The sequence below is a fragment of the Clostridium paridis genome (assembly GCF_016765615.1).
GTDB lineage: Bacteria > Bacillota > Clostridia > Clostridiales > Clostridiaceae > Clostridium_T > Clostridium_T paridis.
The window spans coordinates 237,026-261,029 of record NZ_JAESWA010000023.1; the positions used below are offsets into that span (position 1 = coordinate 237,026).

Consider the following 24,004-nt stretch of genomic DNA (forward strand, 5'->3'; position numbering starts at 1 on the left):
TATTTCCTTGGGAATAAAATCAATAAAATATTACGTTTTAATACCTTTGGAGGTATTACTTATAATAAACTTATTAATGGTATTTCCTATTGGATTAAATAATATAATATTGTATTTTATACAAATTGCATTATTTTTAATTTATATAGTAGAGAAATAAATAAGGTAGACATAATGTCAAATTTGCTTTATAATTTGTTTGAAAAAGTTTTCGAAGGTGAGGTTTTAAATTATGAATGGTAGTGAATTAGCTAAAATAATAGACCATACTATACTTAAACCAGAAGCAAGTATTGAAAGTGTTAAAAAGATATGTGAAGAAGCAGTAAAATACAATTTTGCATCTGTATGTATTAACCCTACAAATGTTAAGTTAGCTGCTGAGTTGGTAGCAGGAACAGATGTTAAAGTTTGTACAGTAATAGGATTCCCTTTAGGAGCTAATACTCCAAAAGTTAAAGCATTTGAGACAGAAGATGCAATAGCAAATGGTGCACATGAAGTAGACATGGTTATAAACATAGGAAGACTTAAAGATAAAGACTATGACTATGTAAGAGAAGATATAAAAGCTGTTGTTAATGCGGCAAAAGGTAAAGCGCTTACAAAAGTAATAATTGAAACATGTCTTTTAACTGATGAAGAGAAGGTAATGGCTTGTAAGCTTGCAAAAGAGGCAGGTGCTGATTTTGTAAAAACCTCAACAGGATTTTCAACTGGTGGAGCTACACCAGAAGATATAAAATTAATGAGAGAAACAGTAGGTCCTGATATGGGAGTTAAAGCATCTGGTGGAGTTAGAAGTTTGGCTGATGCTGAAGCAGTAGTTGCCAATGGAGCAACAAGAATAGGAGCTTCATCTTCAATAGAAATAGTTGAAGGAAAAACAGCAAAAGGAAACTATTAAAAAGTTAATAAAATATTATTTAAAAGATCGTCAGTTCATAATTGTGTCCTGACGATTTTTTTACTATTTAAATAAAAACTATGCCTAAAATAGACTATTTGGAATATTTATATATAAACAATTATTTTAAGGAGGAAACTACTCTCGCGAGTAGTTAAAGCCTATGAAGAGAATATTGCCAATAGATGAAGTTATATATAATATTGATTTGAATAATGCATTCCCCTTAAGGGAAAAAATTAACCTTCCAGAGTATTATGATGTATATAAGAAGATTAAATTTGCTTTTAATATTAATAAGGAAGGATACAATGTGTATGTTGTAGACTCCTTTTCAAAGGATAAGATAGAAAATATCATGAATTATGTAAAGGAATCTCTTAGTAGTAAGGAGAGTCCAAAAGATATTTGTTATGTAATATATGAAGATTCAAGATATCCAACACCCCTTTTGGTAAAAAACTCCTTGGGGAAAAAATTAAATAAGGTGATAGAATCCATCAAAGAAGATTATTTTGATGCTATAGTTGATTTTTATAATTCTTCTGACAACAAGGAAAAAGAAGACATCCTTGATGACATTTATAAAAAGAGAAGCCATCATATAGGGGTTTTAATAGATTTAGCAAAAAATCAGGGATTTGATCTTAAGTCAACCAGTCAAGGTTTTGCATTTATTCCACTTAAAGAAGGCATAGCTATGACAGAAAAGGAATATGACACACTTAAGCATAAGGATAGAGAAGATATACTAAATAAAGCAAGCAAGCTAAAAACTGATGCAGCTGAAATATTAGAAGAGTTAAAGGAGTTAGAAATAACTTCAATTAAGAAGATAAAAGACATATTAAAAGAGTATCTTAAGAAAATTCAGTTAGCAAATGAAAGTAAATATGCAAAAGATCTTGCTGATGATGAAAGCTCCTTAGAATATTTTAAATTTGTTAATCATGATATTCAAGAGGCATTAATAGAAAATTATACTATGAGTTTTGATGATGACGAAGATAAAATCATAGAAATAATAAATAAATATGTAGTAAATGTAATAGTAGACAACAGCGATAATAAAATCCCTAGAGTGATATTTGAAGAAGATCCAACTATAAACAATCTTTTAGGAAATATAGAATATGAAAATCATAATGGAGTGTATACAACAGATATCTCATTAATTACAGCTGGGTCTATTTTAAAAGCGAATGAGGGATGTTTAATTTTACGTATGAGTTCCTTAGTTAATAATGCAGGGAGTTACTACTATTTAAAAAAGACTCTTTTAAATCAAAAGGTTTCATATGATTTTAATAGGGGGTATTTTGAACTTCTATCATTAAATGGACTTAAACCATTACCAATTGATGTGAATTTAAAGGTTATATTAATTGGAGATTTTGAAAGTTATGATTTGTTATATAACTATGATGAAGATTTTGAAAATCTATTTTCACTAAGATCACAATTTAATCCAGTTGTGGATATAAATAATCAAGTTATCTCTGAGATTATGAACAGCATCTTAGAGGTGGTTGATAATAATGATCTTCATAAAGTTACAGAAGGTGCGATAAAAGAAATATTTAAATATTTATCACGTAAGGCTTCTAATCGTAAAAAGATTTATATAAATAAAAAAGAAATTGAAAAAATATTATTTTTAGCAGATAACTATTCCAAGATATATGGAAATGAAATCACGGAAAAAGCCATAATTGAAGGATTATATGATCAGGAATTAGTGGAAAAAGAAATATTAAAATCTTATGGCGATAAAAAAATTCTTTTGGATGTTATGGGTGAAAGAATCGGAGCAGTAAATGCATTATCTGTAATAGATTTAGGATATTTAAGTTTTGGAAAACCTATTAGGGTAACATCTATTTGTACAAAAGGGCAAGGAAGAATAATTGATGCGCAAAAAGAAAGTAATTTAAGTGGTAATATTCATAGTAAATCTGTAGCTATAATACATGGAGTATTAAGTAATTTTTTCTCAGCCTATGAGACTATGCCAGTAGATTTCCACTTGAGTTTTGAGCAAACTTATGGAATGTTAGATGGAGATTCAGCATCGGTGGCTCAATTAGTATCAATTCTTTCCTCATTAAGTAAAATACCAGTAAGACAAAATATAGCAGTTACAGGATCCATAAATCAGTTTGGAGAGGTACAGCCTATTGGAGGAGTTAATGAGAAAATTGAAGGGTTCTTTAATGTATGTTCTCTAATGAATAATGTGGAGAATAAGGGGGTACTTATACCTTCATTAAATGCCGATGAGATTGTTCTTAACCCAAAGGTTGAAAGAGCAGTAAAAGAAGGAATATTTACTATATATACTATGGATACTTTATCAGATGCATTAGAAATTCTTATGCTAAAAGAAGGAGAGACTATTGAAAATCTTCTTGGTACATTGAAAAGTGAAGTAGATAAATATAAAAGTATGAAAAAGTTATAAAACTAAAACAAACCTCAAGAAATAACTAACGTAGTTCTTGGGGTTTTATTATGATTAAAATTGAAGCAGTGATTAGTTCAACTTAAAACCCTATAAAAGTAATATAAATTCAATAATAAATAAAAATCCTTTGACTACATAAGTAATAATATGGTAATATAAGGAAAAAGAAGGAAACAGCGGATAAAGAAAAGGAGGTGTGGAACTCTAAAGTAAGTTACTTTGGAGTAAAAGTTATGTATCTAAAATTCAATAAAAGTAATGATAAATTAATAGTAACTTTAAGAGGAGAATTAGATCATCATAGTGCTGAAGAAGTACGTGTTAAAATAGATGATAGGATTGATAGAGATGGAGTTAAAATTTTGATATTAGATTTTTCTGCAGTGACATTTATGGATAGCTCTGGCATTGGCGTAGTAATAGGAAGATATAAAAAATTATCAAGTAAAAGTGGAAAAGTTGTTATTGCAGAGGCCACAAAAAATGTTAAGAGAGTATTTGAGCTTTCGGGATTATTTAAGATTATTAAGGCTTATGATAGCATAGAGGAAGCTATAAACTGCAATAATTAGGGGGAGTGAAGATGATTGATAATAGTATGAAAATTGAGTTTTTAAGTAAGTCAGAAAATGAGGCATTTGCGAGAGTTGCTGTAGCTGCTTTCGTATCACAATTAGATCCAACTCTTGAGGAGTTAACAGATGTTAAAACTGCAGTTTCTGAAGCCGTTACAAATTCTATAATACATGGATATGAGAATAATCCTAATGAGACTATAAAGATAGAAGTTTATATAGAAGGTAATGAAGTTAAGGTAATAATTGAAGATCATGGAGTTGGTATTGAAAATATTGAAAAAGCAAAAGAACCGCTTTATACTTCAAGACCTGACCTAGAGCGAAGTGGAATGGGATTTACTGTAATGGAGAGCTTTATGGATTCCTTAGAAGTTGAAAGTGAGTTAGGCAAGGGGACAAAGATTATATTAGAAAAAAAGTTTAACTCAGTATAGGCTAGGTGATGAAGTTATATGAGTAAAAGTGATATGAAAATAGATGAATATAACTACAACGATAATTCAGAGTTAATTAGATTATCAAAAGCTGGAAGTAAGGAAGCTATGGATAAACTAATCCAAATGAATATGCCGCTTGTTGCTTCCTTAAGTAAAAAGTTCCTAAACAGAGGTTATGATTATGAGGATATACTTCAAATAGGGTCAATTGGGCTCGTGAAGGCTATTAAAAATTTTGATGATTCTTATAATGTAAAATTCTCAACCTATGCAGTTCCAATGATAATAGGAGAAATTAAGCGTTTTTTAAGAGATGATGGAATAATAAAAGTAAGTAGGAATACCAAAACACTAGCTAAAAAATTACATTTCTTTAAGGAAGAATTAACTAAAAAATTAAATAGAGAACCAACACTAGAAGAGCTTTCAGAGTACTCTTCAATAGAAAAGGAAGAAATCGTTTTTGCACTAGAGTCAACTTCCTCCTTGCAGTATCTTTATGATACTATACATCAAGAGGATGGTTCTCCGGTACTTCTAATTGATAAATTGAGTGAAACTGGAATTGAAGATACAAGTATGGTTGATAAAATAGCTTTAAAAGAGGCTTTGAGAGGTATAGATTTAAAATCAAGACAAATAATCCTATTAAGATATTTTAAAGATAAAACACAAGTTGAAGTGGCAAGATTACTGGGAATTTCTCAAGTACAAGTTTCAAGAATTGAAAAGAAAGTTTTATCAGAAATGAGAAAAAAATTAGCAGATTAATACAAATAGTTCTATGGTTATATATAGTTCATTAAAGAATTTACATGTCACTGTTAAGCTCTTAGACGTTTCAATTAAGAGTTGGACAATGAGATGTAATATGATTTTTGCATTATATATTAATAATCATAGAACTATTTTTTTGGGAAATAATAAATATATCTCGTAAATAGAAATGGGGAATGTAGTTTGAATAAAAAAGAAGGAAAAATAAAAAAAGAATTCTATAAGCTTTCAAAGGAGTTAGAACCAAAACCGAAGCTCTTAAGAAATTGCATAAATGCTTTTTGGGTAGGAGGTCTTATCTGTGTAATTGGACAGGGATTAACAGATATACTTTTAAACTTTAATATATCAAGAGAAGATGTAGTAATTTGGATTCCGATAATAATGATATTTATTGGAGCACTATTAACTGGAATTGGGATATATGATAAGATTGCTTCTTTTGCTGGCGCTGGTACTGTTGTTCCAATAACAGGATTTTCAAACGCTGTGGTATCTCCTGCAATTGAGTTCAAAAAAGAGGGCTTTATATTAGGAGTAGCAGCCAAAATGTTCACAATTGCGGGACCAGTTCTAGTATACGGAATAGGGACATCTGTAGTAATTGGAATTATACACTACTGTATTAATTTTCTATAAGAAAGAGGGATAATTATGAAGAACAAGCGCAGAGGGTTACAAACTGTAGAGCTTCAAAATCCTCCTAAAATAATTGCTTCATCAACTACTGTAGGACCCAAAGAAGGAATGGGTCCATTGAGTGAATATTTTGATACAATTTTAGAAGATGATAAAAACGGTAAAGAAACCTTTGAACAAGCAGAAAGTTCTATTATGTATAGTACTATAAAAGATAGCATAAGAAAAGCAAATCTCAGTGAAACAGATATCAATTACTTATTTGCAGGAGATCTTTTAAATCAATTGACATCAACTAATTTTGTTGCAAGAGAATTAGACATTCCTTTCTTTGGACTATATGGAGCATGTTCAACAATGGCAGAATCATTAGGATTAGCTTCGTTAATAATGGATGGAGGATTTGCAAAATACGTAGTAGCAAGTACATCATCACATTTCTCAGCTGCAGAGAGGCAATTTAGATTTCCTTTAGAATATGGGAGTCAAAGACCAGAAACAGCACAATGGACCGTAACGGGTGCTGGGGCAATGGTTTTGGCGAATGAAGGTAATTTTCCTAAGATTACTCATGTAACCACAGGGGTTGTAAAAGACTATGGAATTAAAGATGCAGGAAATATGGGAGCAGCTATGGCGCCAGCAGCAGTGGATACAATCTGTAGAAATTTCAAGGATTTAGGAAGAGGCCCTGAAGATTATGATATAATAGCTACTGGCGATTTGGGGAAATTCGGGAAACAATTGACTCAAAGGTTAATGATGGAATATGGTTATGATATGAGTAAATGTTATATAGATTGTGGAGAAATAATTTATGATAACGAGAAACAAAAAACTAATTCTGGTGGCAGTGGCTGTGGATGCTCAGCTGTAATAGCATGTGGATATTTATATAAGAAGTTAATGGCAGGAGAAATTAAGAGAGTATTTTTAGTATCAACAGGTGCACTAATGAGCAATACATCATCACTTCAAGGAGAAAGTATTCCAGGTATAGCACATGGAGTAGTAATAGAGTATGATAAAGAGGGAGTGATGTAAGGTGAATGATTATTTAAGTTCATTCATAGTAGGAGGAACTATTTGTGTAATAGCTCAAATATTAATGGATAAAACCAAGCTTACTCCTGGAAGAATACTAGTAGTATTTGTAACACTTGGTGCGATACTTGGCGCTTTTAATATATATGATAAGTTGCTTGAAATAGGCAAAGCAGGAGCAAGTGTTCCATTGCCTGGCTTTGGAAACGCATTAGCAAAGGCAGCAATTAAGGAAGTTGATGAAAAAGGCTTAATTGGAGCATTTACAGGAGGAATAAAAGGAACGGCTGGGGGAATAACGGCAGCAGTATTTTTTGGTTATGTTATGGCATTAATTTTTAATCCTAAAACAAAATCCTAAGGACTAAGGCTTAGGATTTTTGAATATTGGACGATAAATTATATTATACATTTTGCAGGGGGTGATTTTTTTGATTAATTGGTATTTGAACTCCTGGAATAAGGTAGTAGAATTTCTAGAAAGTGATATTGATTATGGATTAAGTGAAGCAGAGATTTTAAAAAGAAGAGAGAAGTGGGGAAATAATAAAATAAATATTATTTTTGAAGAAAAAGCATGGAAATCTATTTTGAAATCTATCAAGAATGTTTGGTTCATTATACCCATTTTAATTTGTATTTATGGAGTTTATTTAGGAAAATATATTAGTTCGATTTTTACATTAGCGATTCCTACTGGAATTTTAATTTTTAAATTAAGACAACTTGTCAACAGAAAGAAAGAAATGACAACGTTAAGTGCTATTAGCTATGGTAAAATTACAGCTGTTAGGGACGGTAGAGAAAAGCTAATTAATTCCGAAGAATTAGTAGTAGGAGATATTGTAATAATAGATGACAGATCCATTATTCCAGCAGATATTAGGATAATAAGTTCTGATAACTTAAAAGTAAACGAGAAAAGCTTAACAGGAGAAGAGTTTTTATCAGAGAAATATGAAAGTAAATTAACTCAAGAAATAACAAGTTTAGGTGAAATTAAAAATATACTTTTTAAAGGTACCAAGGTTGTTTCTGGACAAGTTACAGGAATAGTTATTGCAACAGGTAATTATACACAGCTTGGAAAGATAATGAATATGCTAAATAGCACTAATATCAGAAAAGAAACTATAAATGATAAGGCAGAAAATCAATTAAATAAAATCCTAACCTTATCGTTATTATTTGGGATAATAGTAATTGTTTTAGGAACAATGCTTAAAGGAACAGATGAAAACTTTATATTTAGTATACTTATATCATCTACTTCTTTTGGAAGTATTATTGTAATGATGCTATTTTTAAGGTTAGTTAATAAAACTGCTGATAAAGAGAATATTAATATATTAAACCCTTCATGGATTGATTTGATAGATGATTTCGAAGTATTATTTATCGATAAAGTAGGATCAATTTCTAAAACACAGATGAATGTATCAAAGATTTTTACAGATGGAAAGTATGCTAACTTAGAAGAGGATGACAAGTCGAATTTCAACTTTATTAGGCTTATGGAAATAGGCTTATTAGTTAACAATGCCACCTACAACTCTTCAGATGATAGTGGAACAGGAGATTTGAAAGATATAGCAATACTTAAATATGCAGGGATAAAGCATATCTATAAAGCTCAAGTAGATAGTAAAAATAGAAGAGTATTTGATATTCCAATGGATTTTAGTAAGCGTATATATACAACAATAAATAAGGTTGGAAAAGGATATAGAGCAAATATAAAAGGTAATTTAGATGAGCTTCTTGATTGCTGTACTCATATAATGAAGGATGGGGTAGAAGTAGAATTTACAGATGAAGAAAGAGAAGTAATAAGGGAAAAAGATTATGAAATATCTAAAGAAGGATTAATAACTCAGGGAGTAGCCTATAGAAATTTCAGTTACGAACCTTCTACATCAGAAAATATAGAAAGTAATTTAGTATTTGTTGGAATAGTAGCATTAGAGAATCCAACAAATCCAAGTATTAATGATTTGTTAAGAAGATTAATAAGAGAAAAAATTCACCCTATATTGATAACTGAGGATAACAAAATAACTGCAGCTACTGTAGGTAAAGAAGTAGGGTTAATTGGAGATGATACAGAGGTAATATCGGGTATAGAATTAATTAATTCAACTAAAGAAGAAAAAATAGAGATTCTTTCAAAAACTAAAGTTTTCTCGAAAATTGTTCCAGAGTTAAAAAATGCTATATTTACTATGTTTAAAGAAGATAATTATAAGGTTTGCTGTACAGGAGAAGAAGTTATAGATTTGCCTTTACTTGCACTTTCTACATTAGCGATTGCTAAAGGTAAGGCATCAGCATTAGTAAAGAAGGTAGCAGACCTATATATAAAAGAAGATTGTTTAGAAAAGTTATTATTTTTGAAATCATTAAAGAGAGAAATTAATAGAAAGATAAAATCAGGAAAGGCATTTTATTGGATATTGATTATTGCAGAGTGCCTAATTAGTTTAATTTCTTTTGAATTTTATGGACAAGTAATTTCAAACGAATTAATTATTTTAGCTATGAACACTTTGATTTTGCCGTTGATACTTATCAGATATATATTTAATAAAAATATGTTTGAATTAACTCCTAAAAATATAATTTTAAGAGGAATGTTAATAGTAGCTGGTAGTACTGTTGTAAAGATTTTGACAATAGATATAGTAGACTATGGATTTACAGCAGTAGGCGCATTTTTACTGTTAACTTTTATAGCAACATTTGATATTAGATTTAAAAAAGCAGAAATAGAGTGAATTAATAGCACTTCCCAAGGTAAGAATTGAAAGGGAGGTGCTATTTTTTGTGCAAAATGAAAATATCATTTTAAAGAATCCGTTAGTAACAGTTTTTATATGTTTGATTTTAGGTTCTATTGTATATAATTCAAGCTTTAATTTATCATATATAATATTATCAATAATTACATTTATTATTATATTTTGGTTCGGGGGCAAGAAAAGTACCATTATATTTTTTTTATTCTTTTTATTAATCATAAGCAGTAATCATTTTTATTATTCAATCCCAAAAGTTAATGATGGAAGATATATAGTGAGAATAACAAATCAGAGTTATGGAAAATTTACTGGAATTTATAAAGGAAGAAAAGTTATAATTCAGGGCAGTAAATTAAGTTTTAACATTGGGAGTAAATATCTAATAAGTGGAGATTTTACCCCAAGCAAGGAAATGGATAAAGGCATTGTAGGTATTATTTATGGGGGAGATTATAAACAAGAAAAGCGGGATTTAATTTCTTTTATATATGATTATAAAGAGGGGATTTATAAGAAAATAGAAAGTAAACTAGGAAAAGAATCAGCAGCTATGATATCAGCAGTTTCTTTCGGGTATGTAGATGGATTAACACTAGAACAAAAGAATGATATGAAGTATTGGGGATTGATACATATAATATCTGTATCTGGATTTCATATGGCTCTTATATATAAGCTGTTAGAAAAGCTTTTTGGCTATAAGGTTGCTTTAATAACCTGTGCATTTTATACATTATTCACTGGAGCATCTTCAGCCACATTAAGATCATTTCTTATGATTCTAATATTAAAGATTGGAGAAAAAATATATAAGGAGTACAATCCTATTTCATCCTTATCATTATCAGGAATATTAATATGTTTAATAACTCCATATAGCCCCTTGGATTTAGGATTTCAATTATCTTACTTAGCAACACTCGGAATAATACTCTTTAATACTCCCTTAAATAAAAAGTTTTATAAGTACCCTAAATATTTAAGAGAAGCAATGGCCATAAGTATTTCCCCTCAAGTTTTGACTTATCCTATAGTTGGGATTTCAATAGGATATTTCTCGGTTAATTCACTATTAACCAATCTAGTTTTAATGCCCTTTTTTAGTGTTGTAGTTATTTTGGGTAACTTGCTGCTTTTAACATATTGGTGGAACTTTTGCTTTGATATTTTGGTTGGGGTTACTGGAATTATAAATGGTCTGATAAATTTAATGCTAAATTTTATGGAGATAATATCATTACCTTTGATGAATATTGAAAGAGAATTGGTATACTACTATATTATTTGTCTTGGTTGTTATTACTTTATCAAAAAAGGATTTAATGAATTTAAATATATACCTATAGTTCTATTAATTCCATTAAGTATTTATATCTATTCTCCAATTACAAAAATAAATATAAGTAACGGAAAGGATATTAGAGTTAGTTATAAGGGAGATATATGGAAATATAGAGTAACCAATAGCAAAGTGAGTAATATTAGTAATACTCAGTATAAGAACAAAAGTATTATACCGTTAAATTCGGTAGGTGATAGCTTTTATATAAATAATAATATATTCAATATAAGAACTAATAATAAGAAGGTGTATCGCTTTTCTTTAATTAAAAATAAAGAAAAATATGATATAATAACTCTTAGAGAAGATGAAACTATTTTTATTTTGGGAGACAAAGTAATTAGGTTTTAAGTTAGCGAGGAATTAAAAGTGATAAAACTAAATGAGCTTGAGAGAGAAATTAAAAGTAACAATATTAAAAATTCATATATTTTAGCTGGTACAGATGAAGCGTTAATGAAGGAGACCATTGAAAATATCTCACAGAAGGTTCTCTCAGATGATCTTAAGGACTTTAATTATATTAAGCTTGATGGAGTTAATATAACGTCAGAAACAATAATAAATGCTTGTGAAACTCTTCCTTTTATGAGTGATAAGAAAGTGGTTATTATATATAGAGCAAATTTTTTAAAGGGTTCAAAGGATTTTCCAGAAAGTGAACTTAAAAAAGTAATAGAGTATTTTAAAAATACGCCTTCATATTTAGTTCTCTTAACATATGTGCTTTTAGATGACAAAAGAGATAAGCCTAACAATAAGAAATATAAGACACTAATAGCATTAGATAAGAGTACTACATTAGTGCATATAGATAAGCAAAAAGAAGATAGACTATCTAAAGAAGCTTTAGATATATTTGCTTCACATAATAAAGAGATCGGAAAAGTAGAACTAAAATATTTTATAACTAAAGTTGAGAAGAACTTAGATATAATTAAAAGTGAGATAGAGAAGTTAGTAAACTATACATTGGATCGAGCAATAACTAAAAATGATATAGATCAATTATTACCTTCAGAAGGCGATGATGATGTGTTTGACTTAATAGACTTTATATCAGAAAAAAAACCTGAAAAAGCTATTATGCTCATGAATGAACTAATATTTAAAGGTGAAAATTTAAATAGATTATTATCATTAATAGAAGGTCAATTTAGAAAACTTTATGAAATAAGACTAAAGACTCAGAAAGGGTTATCTTCACAGGTACTAGCAACAGAAATGAGAATGCATCCTTTTGTAATGGAGAAATTAGTAAAACAAAGTAATAGATTTACTGTTGGTCAATTAGAAGAGTGTATGAAGCTTTGTATTATGACAGAAAAACGAATAAAGAGTGTTTCAACAAATATACTAACAGAAATGGAATTCTTATTGATTTCTACTGTAAGAACCACTAAAAAATAATTAACCGGTCCTTAATGGACCGGTTTATAAAATTAAGCTAAAGTCTTTAACTTTGCAGCTAATCTTGATTTTTTTCTTGCAGCCATGTTCTTATGAACAATTCCTTTTGAAGTAGCCATATCTAAAGATCTAACAGCTCCAGCAAAAGCAACCTTAGCGTCTTCAGCATTCTTTGCATCTACAGCAACTTCAAACTTCTTTATAGCAGTTTTAAGTGCTGATTTTAACATCTTATTTCTAAGAGTTTTAGTTTCTATAACCTTAATTCTCTTTTTAGCTGATTTAATATTTGCCATTCCTTTTCACCCCCTTCAATTTTTTAGGGCCTCCGCAGTTTTGGGGAAATCTGCTTTCGAGTTCACATTCAACAAACCATATTATAACATTGAATATTTTTTAATTCAAGTGAAATTTTTTTATTAAATAAAATAATATGTCAACTCTGTGGGAAAACTAGAGACATATCAGAAAAGGAGGCATATTTTATGTATAACGTAAGAACTGATTTAGCAATAGAGGCTAGAGAATTATATAAAAAGCAGCATAAAGGCGAAATTGATGGAGTAATAGTAAAAGAAGAAAATAAGGATGATATAAAAGTTACAAGTGTAGAAGTGGTCAATGAAGATGGTGCTATTAAAATGGGAAAACCAAAGGGAAACTATATAACTATAGAAGTTCCAGAATATACTCACTATGATGGAGAAATAATGGAGAGAGTATCGAATACCTTAGCTGATAGTTTAAAAGATATAATTAAGATAAAAGAAAATGCTACCGCATTAGTTGTAGGTCTTGGGAACTGGAATGTTACGCCTGATTCCTTAGGTCCTAAGGTAACAGAAAAAATAATGATAACAAGACATCTTAAATCAGTAATGCCAGATTCAATTGATGATTCTGTTACTTCTGTTTGTGCTTTAGCACCAGGAGTTCTTGGAACAACAGGAATAGAAACAGGGGAGATAATAAAATCAATTGTGGATAAAATCAAACCTACAATTGTAATATGTATTGATGCCTTAGCTTCTAGAAGATTAGAGCGTGTTAATAGAACTATTCAAATTGGAGATACTGGAATATCACCTGGAGCTGGAGTAGGAAACCATAGGATGCAGATTAATAAAGAAAATTTAGGGATACCAGTTATAGCAATAGGAGTTCCAACGGTGGTAGATGCGGCTACAATTGCAAATGACACTATAGACTTGGTGTTAGATGAGATGATACAATCTGCTGAAAAAGGCGGAGATTTTTATAAAATGCTAAAGAATATTGATAAAAGAGAAAAAAGTAAAATGATTAAGGAAGTTTTAAATCCTTACATAGGAGATTTAATGGTTACACCAAAAGAGGTAGATGTGGTAATAGACTCTGTATCTAAAATAATTGCAGATGGTATTAATATGGCATTACAACCTCAATTAGATATGGATGATATAAATAAATTTATGAATTAAAAATATAATAAGAAAATTTAATAATAATTATGTAAATTCCCCCATATAAATTATAAAGAGAGAGGGGGAATTTATTTTGCTACAAGATAGATTAGCCAGAAGCAGAGGTGTTAAGTTTAATGTAAAAAAAATTATTATTACATTATTAATCGCAATATTTGCTTTAAGGAGTACTTACATTATAGTATCAAAGCAATTTCATAATTCTAATTTGTATATTGATATGTTAAATAAGGGAATGCCGTATTTAAATTCATTGGATTTACCAAGTAAGGATAATGGGAACTTAACCTTACAAAATTATTTAGCAAGTATCTTAGGTATAGAAGATATTAATTTCTTTACAGTAGTAAAAAATGAAATTCCTTACTTTAAGGAATTGCCTAATAATATGGAATATGATGAAAATACTATAGCTACACTAGACCCTTTTGAACTTAATGATAAGAGTATAATTAAGTATACACCTGAAGAAATGCCTAAAGAAGGCACTAATATAGTATCAAAGGCCTATGACCCAAAGCTTAAAAAGACACTTAATATAGATAAGCCAGAAGTACTTATCTATCACTCACATACTATGGAGTCATATTCACCAGCAACTGCTGAAAGCAATGATCCTAATATGAGTGTTGTAGGAGTTGGGAATGCATTAACAAAAGAACTTGAAGAAAACTATGGCATTGCAACAATACACGATACTACCATTCATTCATTATCCTATGATGATAGTTATAAAAGATCAGGGGAGACCTTAAGCAAATATTTAAAAAAATATAATAGCTTTAAAATCATTATTGATTTGCATAGAGACGCTATGGAAAATAAAACACCAGTAACTGCAACTATAAATGGTGAAAGTGTTGCAAGAATAATGTTTGTTTTAGCTCAAAACAATCAATATTATCCCAAAAATAAAGCATTAACTGATAAGTTAAATACACTATCAAGAAATATCTTTCCAGGGTTAAGTAGAGGAATTGATGAATATAGAAGAGGAAAAGATTCTTTTAACCAAAATCAGAGTCCAAATGCAATTCTTATAGAAGTAGGGGCAAATTGTAATTCAAATGTTGAGGCACAAAATACAGCAAAGTATATAGCTAGATTATTAGCAGAAGACATAAATGGGAAATAAAGGTATAAAAATATAAAAAATGAGCATCCTTATAGATATATACAATAAAATCTAGGGGGTGCTTTTTTGAAAAAGTTACGTATAATATTGCCATTAATAATTATATTAATTACTATATTTTTGGGGATTATTAAAATAAACATTATAAATACTAAAGCATTTAGTGAAAAAAATAATAATCTTCAAGGAGTAAATTTCGATAACATTAAAGATGACTTTGGAAAAGAATTTTCTAATTTTATTCTTGATAAAGCTATACTTAAGATACATCAGGTTGATGGTGGAAAATATATTTTAGAGATAAATGGCCAAGAGTATAAACTAAAGGGAAACTTTAACTTTGTAAACTCAATTAAAAGCAATATTGATGGAGCTTATGAGGATATAAAAAATATATTTAAATAATTGTTATGTTATTTTCAAAGTTGAGCAATATAAAAAAGCAGATGAAATTACCTAAATATCTGTATAGGGTTTTTTATAGGAAACTTAACTTATACTTGTTTGAAAATGTCGGCTTCTGGACATTTTAGACATGAATAAGTTAATAGTTGAACTTAAAACCCTATAATTAGTTGACATGATGAAGGATACTTGTGTTATAATTTATCTGATTATTTTACACGGGGGTGAGTGCTGTTCTTATAACCTTAAAGATAACAAGCATAAACTATTGGTTATCAATAATTTATAAGAATGGATTTAATATGCAGAGTGAAAGAAGAAAACATATAAGAAATTTTTCAATAGTAGCACATATAGATCATGGTAAGTCAACTCTTGCAGATAGGTTGTTGGAAGAGACTGGAACCCTTACTCAAAGAGAAATGGAAGAGCAAGTTTTAGATAACATGGAACTTGAGAGAGAAAGAGGGATTACAATTAAATCTCAAGCTGCAAGATTAATTTATAGAAGGGATAATGGAGAAGAATATATATTAAATCTTATAGATACACCAGGTCATGTAGATTTTAACTACGAGGTTTCAAGAAGTTTGGCTGCATGTGAGGGTGCGATTCTAGTTGTTGATGCAACACAGGGGATTCAGGCGCAAACATTAGCCAATTGTTATCTTGCCTTAGATAACGATTTAGAAATAGTACCAGTTATAAACAAAATAGATCTTCCAAGTGCTAGACCGGATGAGATAAAGCAAGAAATTGAAGATATAATTGGAATTGAAGCACATGATGCACCTTTAATTTCAGCTAAAACAGGATTAAATATTAAAGATGTTCTAGAAGCTGTTATTGAAAAGGTTCCATATCCACAGGGAGATGAAGAAGCACCATTAAAGGCATTAATTTTTGACTCATATTATGATAGTTATAAGGGTGTAGTTTGCTATGTTAGAGTTAGAGATGGAGTGGTTAAGCCAGGAACTCAAATTAAACTAATGGCAACAAATAAAGTATACGAAGTAACAGAAGTAGGAGTTTTCACGCCTAACTTTTTACCAATAAATCAATTAAGTGCAGGAGATGTTGGATACATTACTGCATCTATAAAAAATGTAAGAGATGCTAGAGTTGGTGATACTATTACCGAAAAGGGTAGAGAAACCTCTGAAGCATTAAAAGGATATAAGCCAGCAGTACCTATGGTATTCTCAGGAATATATCCAGTTGATGGAGCTAAATATGAAGAACTTAAGGAAGCTTTAGAAAAACTTCAAATTAATGATGCTGCTCTGAACTTTGAACCGGAAACATCAATTGCCTTAGGATTTGGATTTAGATGTGGATTCCTTGGATTATTACATATGGAGATAATACAAGAAAGAATTGAGAGAGAATTTAATTTAGATATCATAACTACAGCACCATCAGTTATATACAAGGTTTATAAAACAGATGGAACTCTTATAGAATTAACAAACCCAACTAATTTACCTCCAATGACTGAGATAGATTATATGGAAGAACCTATGGTAAAGGCTTCAATAATTTCGCCAACAGATTATACAGGTGCAGTTATGGAATTATGTCAAGAAAAAAGAGGTAACTTTATTGATATGGAATATCTAGAAGCAACAAGAGTTGTTATACATTATGATATTCCTCTAAATGAGATTGTTTATGATTTCTTTGATACCCTTAAATCAAGAACAAAGGGATATGCGTCCTTAGATTATGAATTAAAAGGATACGTAAGAACTGAATTAGTAAAATTAGATATTCTATTAAATGGTGATTCAGTGGATGCACTTTCAATGATTGTTCCTAAAGAAAGAGCATATAGCAGAGGAAGAGCAATTGCAGAAAAATTAAAAGAAATTATACCAAGACAGCTTTTTGAAATACCTATTCAAGCTACTGTTGGAGCTAAAGTAATAGCTAGAGAAACAGTAAAAGCAATGAGAAAAGATGTATTAGCTAAATGTTATGGTGGAGATATTTCAAGAAAGAAGAAACTTCTAGAGAAACAAAAAGAAGGAAAGAAGAGAATGAGACAGGTAGGTTCGGTAGAAGTACCTCAAGAAGCATTCATGGCTGTTTTAAAAGTAGATTAAATATAAAACTCAGATGGATAAGGATTTTACAAGTATATTTAAAATCCTATGTTCCTTCTGAGTTTTAATTATAATTAGGAGGCAATTATAATGAAAAACATTTCTTTATATATACATATTCCTTTCTGTAAACAAAAGTGCATGTATTGTGATTTTCCATCTTATAGTGGAAAAGATGCATTGATGGAGGAATATATAAATGCATTGTGCAAAGAAATAGCTAGAGAAGCATCAAAGTATAGTTATAATACAGTGTTTATTGGAGGTGGAACTCCAAGTTATTTAGATGAAGATAATTTAGAGAAGCTTCTTAATGAAATAAACAAATTGTCCTTAAATAGGAATTTAGAGTTTACAATGGAATGTAATCCAGGAAGCCTAACAAAAGAAAAATTAGATATCATGAAACGTTATGGAGTTAATAGACTAAGTTTAGGGTTACAAAGTACTAAAAATAGTATTCTTAAAGAAATAGGAAGGATTCATAGCTTTGAGGAGTTCAAAAGTAATTATTCTTTAGCAAGAGAAATGGGATTTAATAATATAAATGTTGATACAATGTTTGGTCTGCCAAATCAATCAGTAGAAGATTTTAAAAACACTTTGGGTGAAATAACAGAGCTAAATCCAGAGCATATTTCAGCCTATTCACTCATAATCGAGGAAGGAACAGTTTTTTACAAGTTATGGGAAGAGGACAAACTAAAGTTACCATCAGAGGATGAGGAAAGAGAAATGTATGAGTATTGTGTGGATTACTTAAATAAAAAAGGATATTTACAATATGAAATCTCAAACTTTTCGAAGAAGGACAAAGAATGCAGACATAACAAGGTATATTGGGAGCTAGAGAAATATTTAGGTTGTGGATCTTCTTCAGCTTCATTAATAGATGGGAAACGAATAAAAAACACAGAAGATATAAAGGAATATATAGAAGCTATTAACAGTAATAAAAGCGCCAAGGTTGAAATTATAAATTTGAAGGAAGAAGACTTAATTGAAGAATTTATGTTTTTAGGTTTAAGAAAAAAAGAAGGAATTGATGAATCTATATTTAAGAGAAAATTTAATAAAGAATTAGATAGTATTTATGAAAAAGTTATAAATTTTCACATAAATCAGGGTTTATTAGTACGAGAAAAAGGAAAGATATATTTAAGTAAAAAAGGCATAGAACTTAGTAATTATGTTATGAAAGACTTTATTTTAGATAAGTAACAGAGTATTTGGTATCTTTGAATTTATCACAAATATGTAAATATTTTTGAAAATTATAGTAATATAGAGATTTATGGAGCAATTTAGAGTAAATAATAGTTTTTCTCCAAAAACAATAAAAAAGCAAACATTATTATACTATCTGTTAATTGACAAAAAAACTTAGAAATAATATATTTAAATCGTAGTCATTAGCACTCGATTATAGTGAGTGCTAACAAAAAGAGGTGAAACTATGGCAATAGATGATAGAAAGATAAGAATTCTACAAGCTATAATTAATGATTACGTGAAAACAGCTGAACCAGTAGGTTCAAGAACACTATCAAAGAAATATGACTTAGGAATAAGTTCTGCAACTATAAGAAATGAGATGGCAGATTTAGAGGAGATGGGATATTTAGAGCAACCTCATGCGTCTGCAGGAAGAGTTCCCTCAAGCAAAGGCTACAGACTTTATGTTGATAAGCTTATGGAATATAAAACTTTAAGCACAGAAGAAGAGTTAATGATAAAAAAATATATTATTGATATGGCTTTATTTGAAGTTGATAAGGTGTTAAAACAAACTTCAACATTATTATCAGAACTTACTAGATTAACTTGTGTTGTAAAAGCTCCTTCGGTTAAAAAGAGCTATATGAAATCAGCTCAGCTTGTTAAGATAGATGATTTTAATGTTCTTTGCATAATTGTAACAGACAATGGAGTTGTAAAGAATGGTTTGCTTAGAGTAAGCAGAAGTTTAAGCCCAGAAGTTTTAAATAAAATAAATAATATATTAAATGAGAGGCTTGTTAATTTAACAATTGAAGAAATCAATCTTGAAGTAATTAATAGGTTAACGTTAGAGTTAAAAGGCTTTGATGAGATTCTAAATGGAATGCTCTCTTTGCTTTATGAAACCCTTAAATCCTCTAACTCTTCGGAGGTTTTTATGGAAGGTACAACCAATATATTTAATTACTCTGAATATAACGATATAGAAAGAGCTAAAGAAATACTAGAACTTTTGTATAATAAGGAATACGTTAATGAACTTATTACCACAGACAAAGGTATTTCAATAAAGATTGGTGATGAAAACTTCTTACCACAAGCTAAAGACTGTAGTGTCATTACTGCAGAATATACTTTGGGAGAAAGACCGCTAGGTACTATAGGACTTATCGGGCCAAGGAGAATAGATTACTCAAAGGTAATATCTATTATGGCTGAGGTAATGAAAGAGCTAAATACTTTGTTTAATAAGCAAAGTTTAAAATAATACTAGAGAGATGAGGTGTGATTTCTTGACAAAAAAGGAGAATACAACTGAAGAATTTGAAAATGAAAACTTGGAAGTAGAGGAAAACGCAAACTTAGATGAAACTTTAGAAGAAGCTGAAGTTTCAGAAGATAAAGAATTTGAAGAAGTTTTGTCAATCGAAGAGATTTTAAAAGAGAAAAACTCAAAATTAAGTGATGAAAACACTAAATTGAATAATGAAATTGAAGCATTGAAAGATAGACTACTAAGAATAACTGCAGAATATGAAAACTTCAGAAAAAGAACTCAAAAAGAAAAAGAAGGTATCTATACTGATGCAACTACTGATGTAATTAAAGAAATTCTTCCAGTTTTAGATAACCTAGAAAGAGCTTTAGCAGTAGATGGATCTATTGAAGATCTAAAAAAAGGAATAGAAATGACTCAAAGAGGATTTAATGGAGCACTAGAAAAACTTGGTGTAGAAGAAATAGATTCCTCAGGAGATTTTGATCCAAACCTTCATCAAGCAGTTATGCATGAACAAAATGAAGATTTTGGCCCAAACAAAATAGCAGAAGTTTTCTTAAAAGGTTATAAGAAAGCTGATAAAGTAATTAGATATTCAATGGTTAAAGTTGTAAACTAGCAAAATTTAATTGATAAATAGGAGGATATTATTATGGGAAAAGTAATAGGAATTGATTTAGGAACTACAAACTCTTGTGTAGCTGTTATGGAAGGAGGAGATCCAGTAGTTATAGCTAATGCTGAAGGTGCTAGAACTACTCCATCAGTTGTTTCATTTCAAGCTAATGGAGAAAGATTAGTAGGTCAAGTTGCTAAAAGACAGGCAATCACAAATCCTGATAAAACTATAATTTCAATAAAAAGACACATGGGAACAAACCACAAGGTAAACATAGATGGAAAAGATCATTCGCCACAAGAAATATCAGCAATGGTTCTTCAAAAGATCAAAGCTGATGCTGAAAGTTATTTAGGTGAAACTGTAACTCAAGCAGTTATAACAGTACCAGCGTACTTTAATGATTCTCAAAGACAAGCAACTAAAGATGCAGGAAGAATAGCTGGATTAGAAGTGTTAAGAATTATAAACGAACCAACAGCTGCAGCTTTAGCATATGGTATGGATAAAATGGATACTAACCAAAGAATATTTGTATATGACTTAGGTGGTGGTACATTCGACGTATCAATACTTGAACTAGGAGATGGAGTTTTTGAAGTTAAGGCGACTAATGGAGATACTCGTTTAGGTGGAGATGATTTCGACCAAAAAGTTATAGATTATATAGCAGATACATTTAAAGCTGAAAATGGAATAGATTTAAAGAATGATAAGATGGCACTTCAAAGATTAAAAGAAGCAGCAGAAAAAGCTAAGATTGAATTATCATCTTCAACTCAAACAATAATCAATTTACCATTTATAACAGCTGATGCAACAGGTCCAAAGCACATAGATTTAACATTAACTAGAGCAAAATTCAATGAATTAACTCATGATTTAGTACAAAGAACTATTGAACCTATGAGAAAAGCATTAAATGATGCTGGATTATCTATAGGAGATATTGATAAAGTATTATTAGTTGGTGGATCAACTAGAATACCAGCAGTTCAAGATGCAGTTAAAGAATTTACTGGAAAAGAACCTTCAAAAGGAGTTAACCCAGATGAATGTGTTGCTGTAGGGGCTGCAATTCAAGGTGGAGTTTTAACTGGAGATGTTAAGGATGTATTATTGCTAGATGTAACTCCATTAACTCTAGGAATTGAAACAATGGGTGGAATAGCTACACCATTAATTGAAAGAAATACAACAATACCAGCTAAGAAGAGTCAAATTTTCTCAACTGCAGCAGATGGTCAAACAAGTGTTGAAATCCATGTAGTCCAAGGGGAAAGACAAATGGCTGCTGACAACAAAACTTTAGGTAGATTTACTCTATCAGGAATTGCGCCAGCACCAAGAGGAATTCCACAAATCGAAGTTACATTTGATATAGATGCTAATGGTATAGTTAAAGTATCAGCACAAGATAAAGGAACTGGTAAAGAAGCTAATATTACAATAACTGCTTCAACTAACCTTTCTGATGATGAAATAGATAAGGCAGTAAAAGAAGCAGAAAGATTTGCTGAAGAAGATAAGAAGAGAAAAGAAGCTATAGAAATAAAGAATAATGCAGATCAAGTAGTATATCAAACTGAAAAGACTCTAACTGATTTAGGAGATAAAGTTTCAGCAGAAGATAAGAGTAAGATAGAAGCTAAATTAGAAGAGGTTAAGAAAATTAAAGATGGGGATGATTTAGAAGCAATTAAAAAGGCTACTGATGAATTAACTCAAGAATTCTACGCAGTTTCATCTAAGATTTACCAAGCAGCAAACCCAGAAGGTCAAGGATTTGATCCAAACAACATGGGTGGAAATCCAGGAGCAGGTTCTCAAGGACCAAAAGATGATAATGTAGTAGATGCTGATTTTAAAGTAGATGAAGATAAATAGTTGAAACTAAGCTAACAAATAGCATATAATAGTTTGATAGGGAAGGGAGGCTCTCTTCCCTTTAACTAAGTTAATAGGTGGTGAATATATGGCTTCAAAGGACTATTATGAGGTGCTTGAAATTCAAAAAGGTGCCTCGGATGATGAAATAAAAAAGGCCTTTAGAAAACTTGCAATTAAATATCACCCTGATAAGAACCAAGGAAATGCAGAAGCAGAAGAAAAATTTAAGGAAATAAATGAAGCTTATCAGGTATTAAGTGACCCTCAAAAGAAAGCTCAATATGATCAATTTGGTACTGCTGATGGTGCAGGCTTTGGGCAAGGCGGATTTGGTGGATTTGACTTCTCTGAAATGGGAGGTTTTGGAGATATATTTGAAAGTTTCTTTGGTGGAGGATTCAGCGGTAATGCTGGTGGAAGAAGAAATGCTCCAAGAGAAGGAAATGATATGGAGTATACTCTTCACTTAACATTTGAAGAAGCTATTTTTGGAGTTGAAAAAGAAATATCAGTAACAAGAACAGAAAATTGTGATACTTGCCATGGGTCTGGAGCGAAACCTGGTACATCACCAAAGACTTGTACTAGATGTAATGGATCAGGACAAATTAGAGTTGAGAGAAGAACTCCTTTAGGAAGTTTCGTAAGTACTTCAGCTTGTGATGTATGCGGAGGAACTGGTAAGACGGTTGATACTCCTTGTCCAGATTGTAAAGGAAAAGGAAGAGTTAGAAAAAATAGAAAAATTAAAGTTAATATACCAGCAGGTGTAGATACAAATAATGTAATACCGCTAAGGGGACAAGGTGAGCATGGTGTAAACGGAGGTCCTCCAGGAGATTTATATATAAAAATTGTAGTTGCACCATCTAAGGTATATACTAGAAAAGGCTTTGATTTATATATTGATGAACATATATCCATGGCAGCAGCTGCGTTAGGTGTTGAAATTAAGGTGCCTACAGTTGATGGTGAAGTTAAATATACTGTACCTGCTGGAACTCAATCAGGAACTTTATTTAGACTTAAGAACAAAGGTGTTCATAGGGTTAATTCTACAGTTAGAGGAGATCAATATGTAAAAGTAATAGTTGATATCCCTAAGAACTTAAATGAACAACAAAAAGAAGCCTTAAGATTATTTATGGAAGCATCAGGTGAAACTCATACAAATAGCAACGAAAAGCATAAAGACGGTAAAGGCAAAAAGAGTTTCATGGATAAAATTTTCGGAGAATAGTTTAAATATTGAATAGACTTTCAATTTATGATAGAATAGGATTCGAAAAGAATATAGCTAAATTCGGTTGGACAAATTTTATATTTGTTTACAAGCAATTTGTTTCTGGGGTGGGAAACTCAATTTTGAGTTTCCCACTTTTTTTGTGTAACGAATACCACAGGTTATACCTGTGGTTCAAAAAAGCTTATAGCTATGAGTAGAAAAAAAGAAACCTCATTTGATAAAATTATTGCAGGTTCGCCAAC

The 24,004-nt window shown here is 30.3% G+C and carries 21 protein-coding genes and 1 other annotated feature; of the genes, 20 read left to right on the forward strand and 1 reads right to left on the reverse strand.

The annotated features are described in order from the left end of the window. The first annotated feature begins 232 nt into the window (after positions 1-232). The 11 genes from deoC to holA all read left to right on the forward strand — a co-directional run bounded on the left by deoC (position 233) and on the right by holA (position 12,396). Entirely contained in the window at positions 233-907 is a 675-nt protein-coding gene (gene deoC, locus JK634_RS14260; protein WP_202768345.1) for a deoxyribose-phosphate aldolase, read from the forward strand. Between the two features lie 163 nt (positions 908-1,070). Beyond that, the gene (locus JK634_RS14265; RefSeq protein WP_202768346.1) at positions 1,071-3,368 is read left to right on the forward strand and encodes an AAA family ATPase; all 2,298 of its coding nucleotides are present in this window, start codon (positions 1,071-1,073) and stop codon (positions 3,366-3,368) included. Between the two features lie 236 nt (positions 3,369-3,604). Then, positions 3,605-3,943 (forward strand): anti-sigma F factor antagonist, encoded by a 339-nt coding sequence (gene spoIIAA / locus JK634_RS14270; RefSeq protein WP_202768347.1) that lies wholly within the window; start codon positions 3,605-3,607, stop codon positions 3,941-3,943. An 11-nt stretch (positions 3,944-3,954) separates the two neighbouring features. Continuing rightward, the gene (spoIIAB, locus tag JK634_RS14275) at positions 3,955-4,383 is read left to right on the forward strand and encodes an anti-sigma F factor (RefSeq protein WP_202768348.1); all 429 of its coding nucleotides are present in this window, start codon (positions 3,955-3,957) and stop codon (positions 4,381-4,383) included. Positions 4,384-4,401: 18 nt separating this feature from the next. After that, a complete protein-coding gene (gene sigF, locus JK634_RS14280) occupies positions 4,402-5,157 on the forward strand; it encodes an RNA polymerase sporulation sigma factor SigF (RefSeq protein ID WP_202768349.1) in 756 nt (251 codons plus the stop codon). A gap of 189 nt (positions 5,158-5,346) precedes the next feature. Continuing rightward, positions 5,347-5,802 (forward strand): stage V sporulation protein AC, encoded by a 456-nt coding sequence (spoVAC, locus tag JK634_RS14285; protein ID WP_202768350.1) that lies wholly within the window; start codon positions 5,347-5,349, stop codon positions 5,800-5,802. A gap of 15 nt (positions 5,803-5,817) precedes the next feature. Further along, positions 5,818-6,846, forward strand: a complete 1,029-nt coding sequence (gene spoVAD, locus JK634_RS14290; RefSeq protein WP_202768351.1) for a stage V sporulation protein AD — start codon at positions 5,818-5,820, stop codon at positions 6,844-6,846. 1 nt (position 6,847) lies between these two features. Beyond that, positions 6,848-7,207, forward strand: coding sequence for a stage V sporulation protein AE (gene spoVAE / locus JK634_RS14295; RefSeq protein ID WP_202768352.1), 360 nt, complete (start codon positions 6,848-6,850; stop codon positions 7,205-7,207). 70 nt (positions 7,208-7,277) lie between these two features. After that, complete coding sequence (locus JK634_RS14300) at positions 7,278-9,620, forward strand: P-type ATPase actuator domain-containing protein (RefSeq protein ID WP_202768353.1); 2,343 nt, start codon at positions 7,278-7,280, stop codon at positions 9,618-9,620. A gap of 49 nt (positions 9,621-9,669) precedes the next feature. Next, complete coding sequence (locus JK634_RS20475; RefSeq protein WP_202768354.1) at positions 9,670-11,337, forward strand: ComEC/Rec2 family competence protein; 1,668 nt, start codon at positions 9,670-9,672, stop codon at positions 11,335-11,337. Between the two features lie 18 nt (positions 11,338-11,355). After that, positions 11,356-12,396, forward strand: a complete 1,041-nt coding sequence (gene holA / locus JK634_RS14310) for a DNA polymerase III subunit delta (RefSeq protein ID WP_202768355.1) — start codon at positions 11,356-11,358, stop codon at positions 12,394-12,396. 32 nt (positions 12,397-12,428) lie between these two features. Here the strand turns inward: holA and rpsT are convergent, their stop codons facing one another. After that, entirely contained in the window at positions 12,429-12,692 is a 264-nt protein-coding gene (gene rpsT / locus JK634_RS14315) for a 30S ribosomal protein S20 (protein WP_202768356.1), read from the reverse strand. A gap of 189 nt (positions 12,693-12,881) precedes the next feature. Here rpsT and gpr point away from each other — a divergent pair, with 189 nt between their 5' ends. The 9 genes from gpr to dnaJ all read left to right on the forward strand — a co-directional run bounded on the left by gpr (position 12,882) and on the right by dnaJ (position 23,756). Beyond that, positions 12,882-13,856, forward strand: coding sequence for a GPR endopeptidase (gene gpr / locus JK634_RS14320; RefSeq protein ID WP_202768357.1), 975 nt, complete (start codon positions 12,882-12,884; stop codon positions 13,854-13,856). Positions 13,857-13,932: 76 nt separating this feature from the next. After that, entirely contained in the window at positions 13,933-14,994 is a 1,062-nt protein-coding gene (locus JK634_RS14325; protein ID WP_202768358.1) for a stage II sporulation protein P, read from the forward strand. Positions 14,995-15,060: 66 nt separating this feature from the next. Further along, positions 15,061-15,399 carry a hypothetical protein gene (locus JK634_RS14330; RefSeq protein ID WP_202768359.1) on the forward strand — a complete coding sequence of 113 codons (339 nt, stop codon included), beginning with the start codon at positions 15,061-15,063 and terminating at the stop codon, positions 15,397-15,399. Between the two features lie 302 nt (positions 15,400-15,701). Then, positions 15,702-17,507: a translation elongation factor 4 gene (gene lepA, locus JK634_RS14335; RefSeq protein WP_202768759.1), complete on the forward strand. Its 1,806-nt coding sequence runs from the start codon at positions 15,702-15,704 to the stop codon at positions 17,505-17,507. A 90-nt stretch (positions 17,508-17,597) separates the two neighbouring features. Continuing rightward, complete coding sequence (hemW, locus tag JK634_RS14340; RefSeq protein ID WP_202768360.1) at positions 17,598-18,728, forward strand: radical SAM family heme chaperone HemW; 1,131 nt, start codon at positions 17,598-17,600, stop codon at positions 18,726-18,728. 235 nt (positions 18,729-18,963) lie between these two features. After that, entirely contained in the window at positions 18,964-19,995 is a 1,032-nt protein-coding gene (gene hrcA, locus JK634_RS14345) for a heat-inducible transcriptional repressor HrcA (protein ID WP_202768361.1), read from the forward strand. Between the two features lie 10 nt (positions 19,996-20,005). Continuing rightward, positions 20,006-20,626: a nucleotide exchange factor GrpE gene (gene grpE, locus JK634_RS14350; RefSeq protein WP_202768362.1), complete on the forward strand. Its 621-nt coding sequence runs from the start codon at positions 20,006-20,008 to the stop codon at positions 20,624-20,626. A 33-nt stretch (positions 20,627-20,659) separates the two neighbouring features. Next, complete coding sequence (dnaK, locus tag JK634_RS14355; protein WP_202768363.1) at positions 20,660-22,513, forward strand: molecular chaperone DnaK; 1,854 nt, start codon at positions 20,660-20,662, stop codon at positions 22,511-22,513. Positions 22,514-22,601: 88 nt separating this feature from the next. After that, positions 22,602-23,756 carry a molecular chaperone DnaJ gene (gene dnaJ / locus JK634_RS14360; protein WP_202768364.1) on the forward strand — a complete coding sequence of 385 codons (1,155 nt, stop codon included), beginning with the start codon at positions 22,602-22,604 and terminating at the stop codon, positions 23,754-23,756. A gap of 65 nt (positions 23,757-23,821) precedes the next feature. Continuing rightward, positions 23,822-23,876, forward strand: a sequence feature (sodium ion sensor (DUF1646 type); this cis-regulatory element may regulate processes involved in with the transportation of sodium ions). The last annotated feature ends 128 nt before the right edge of the window (positions 23,877-24,004 follow it).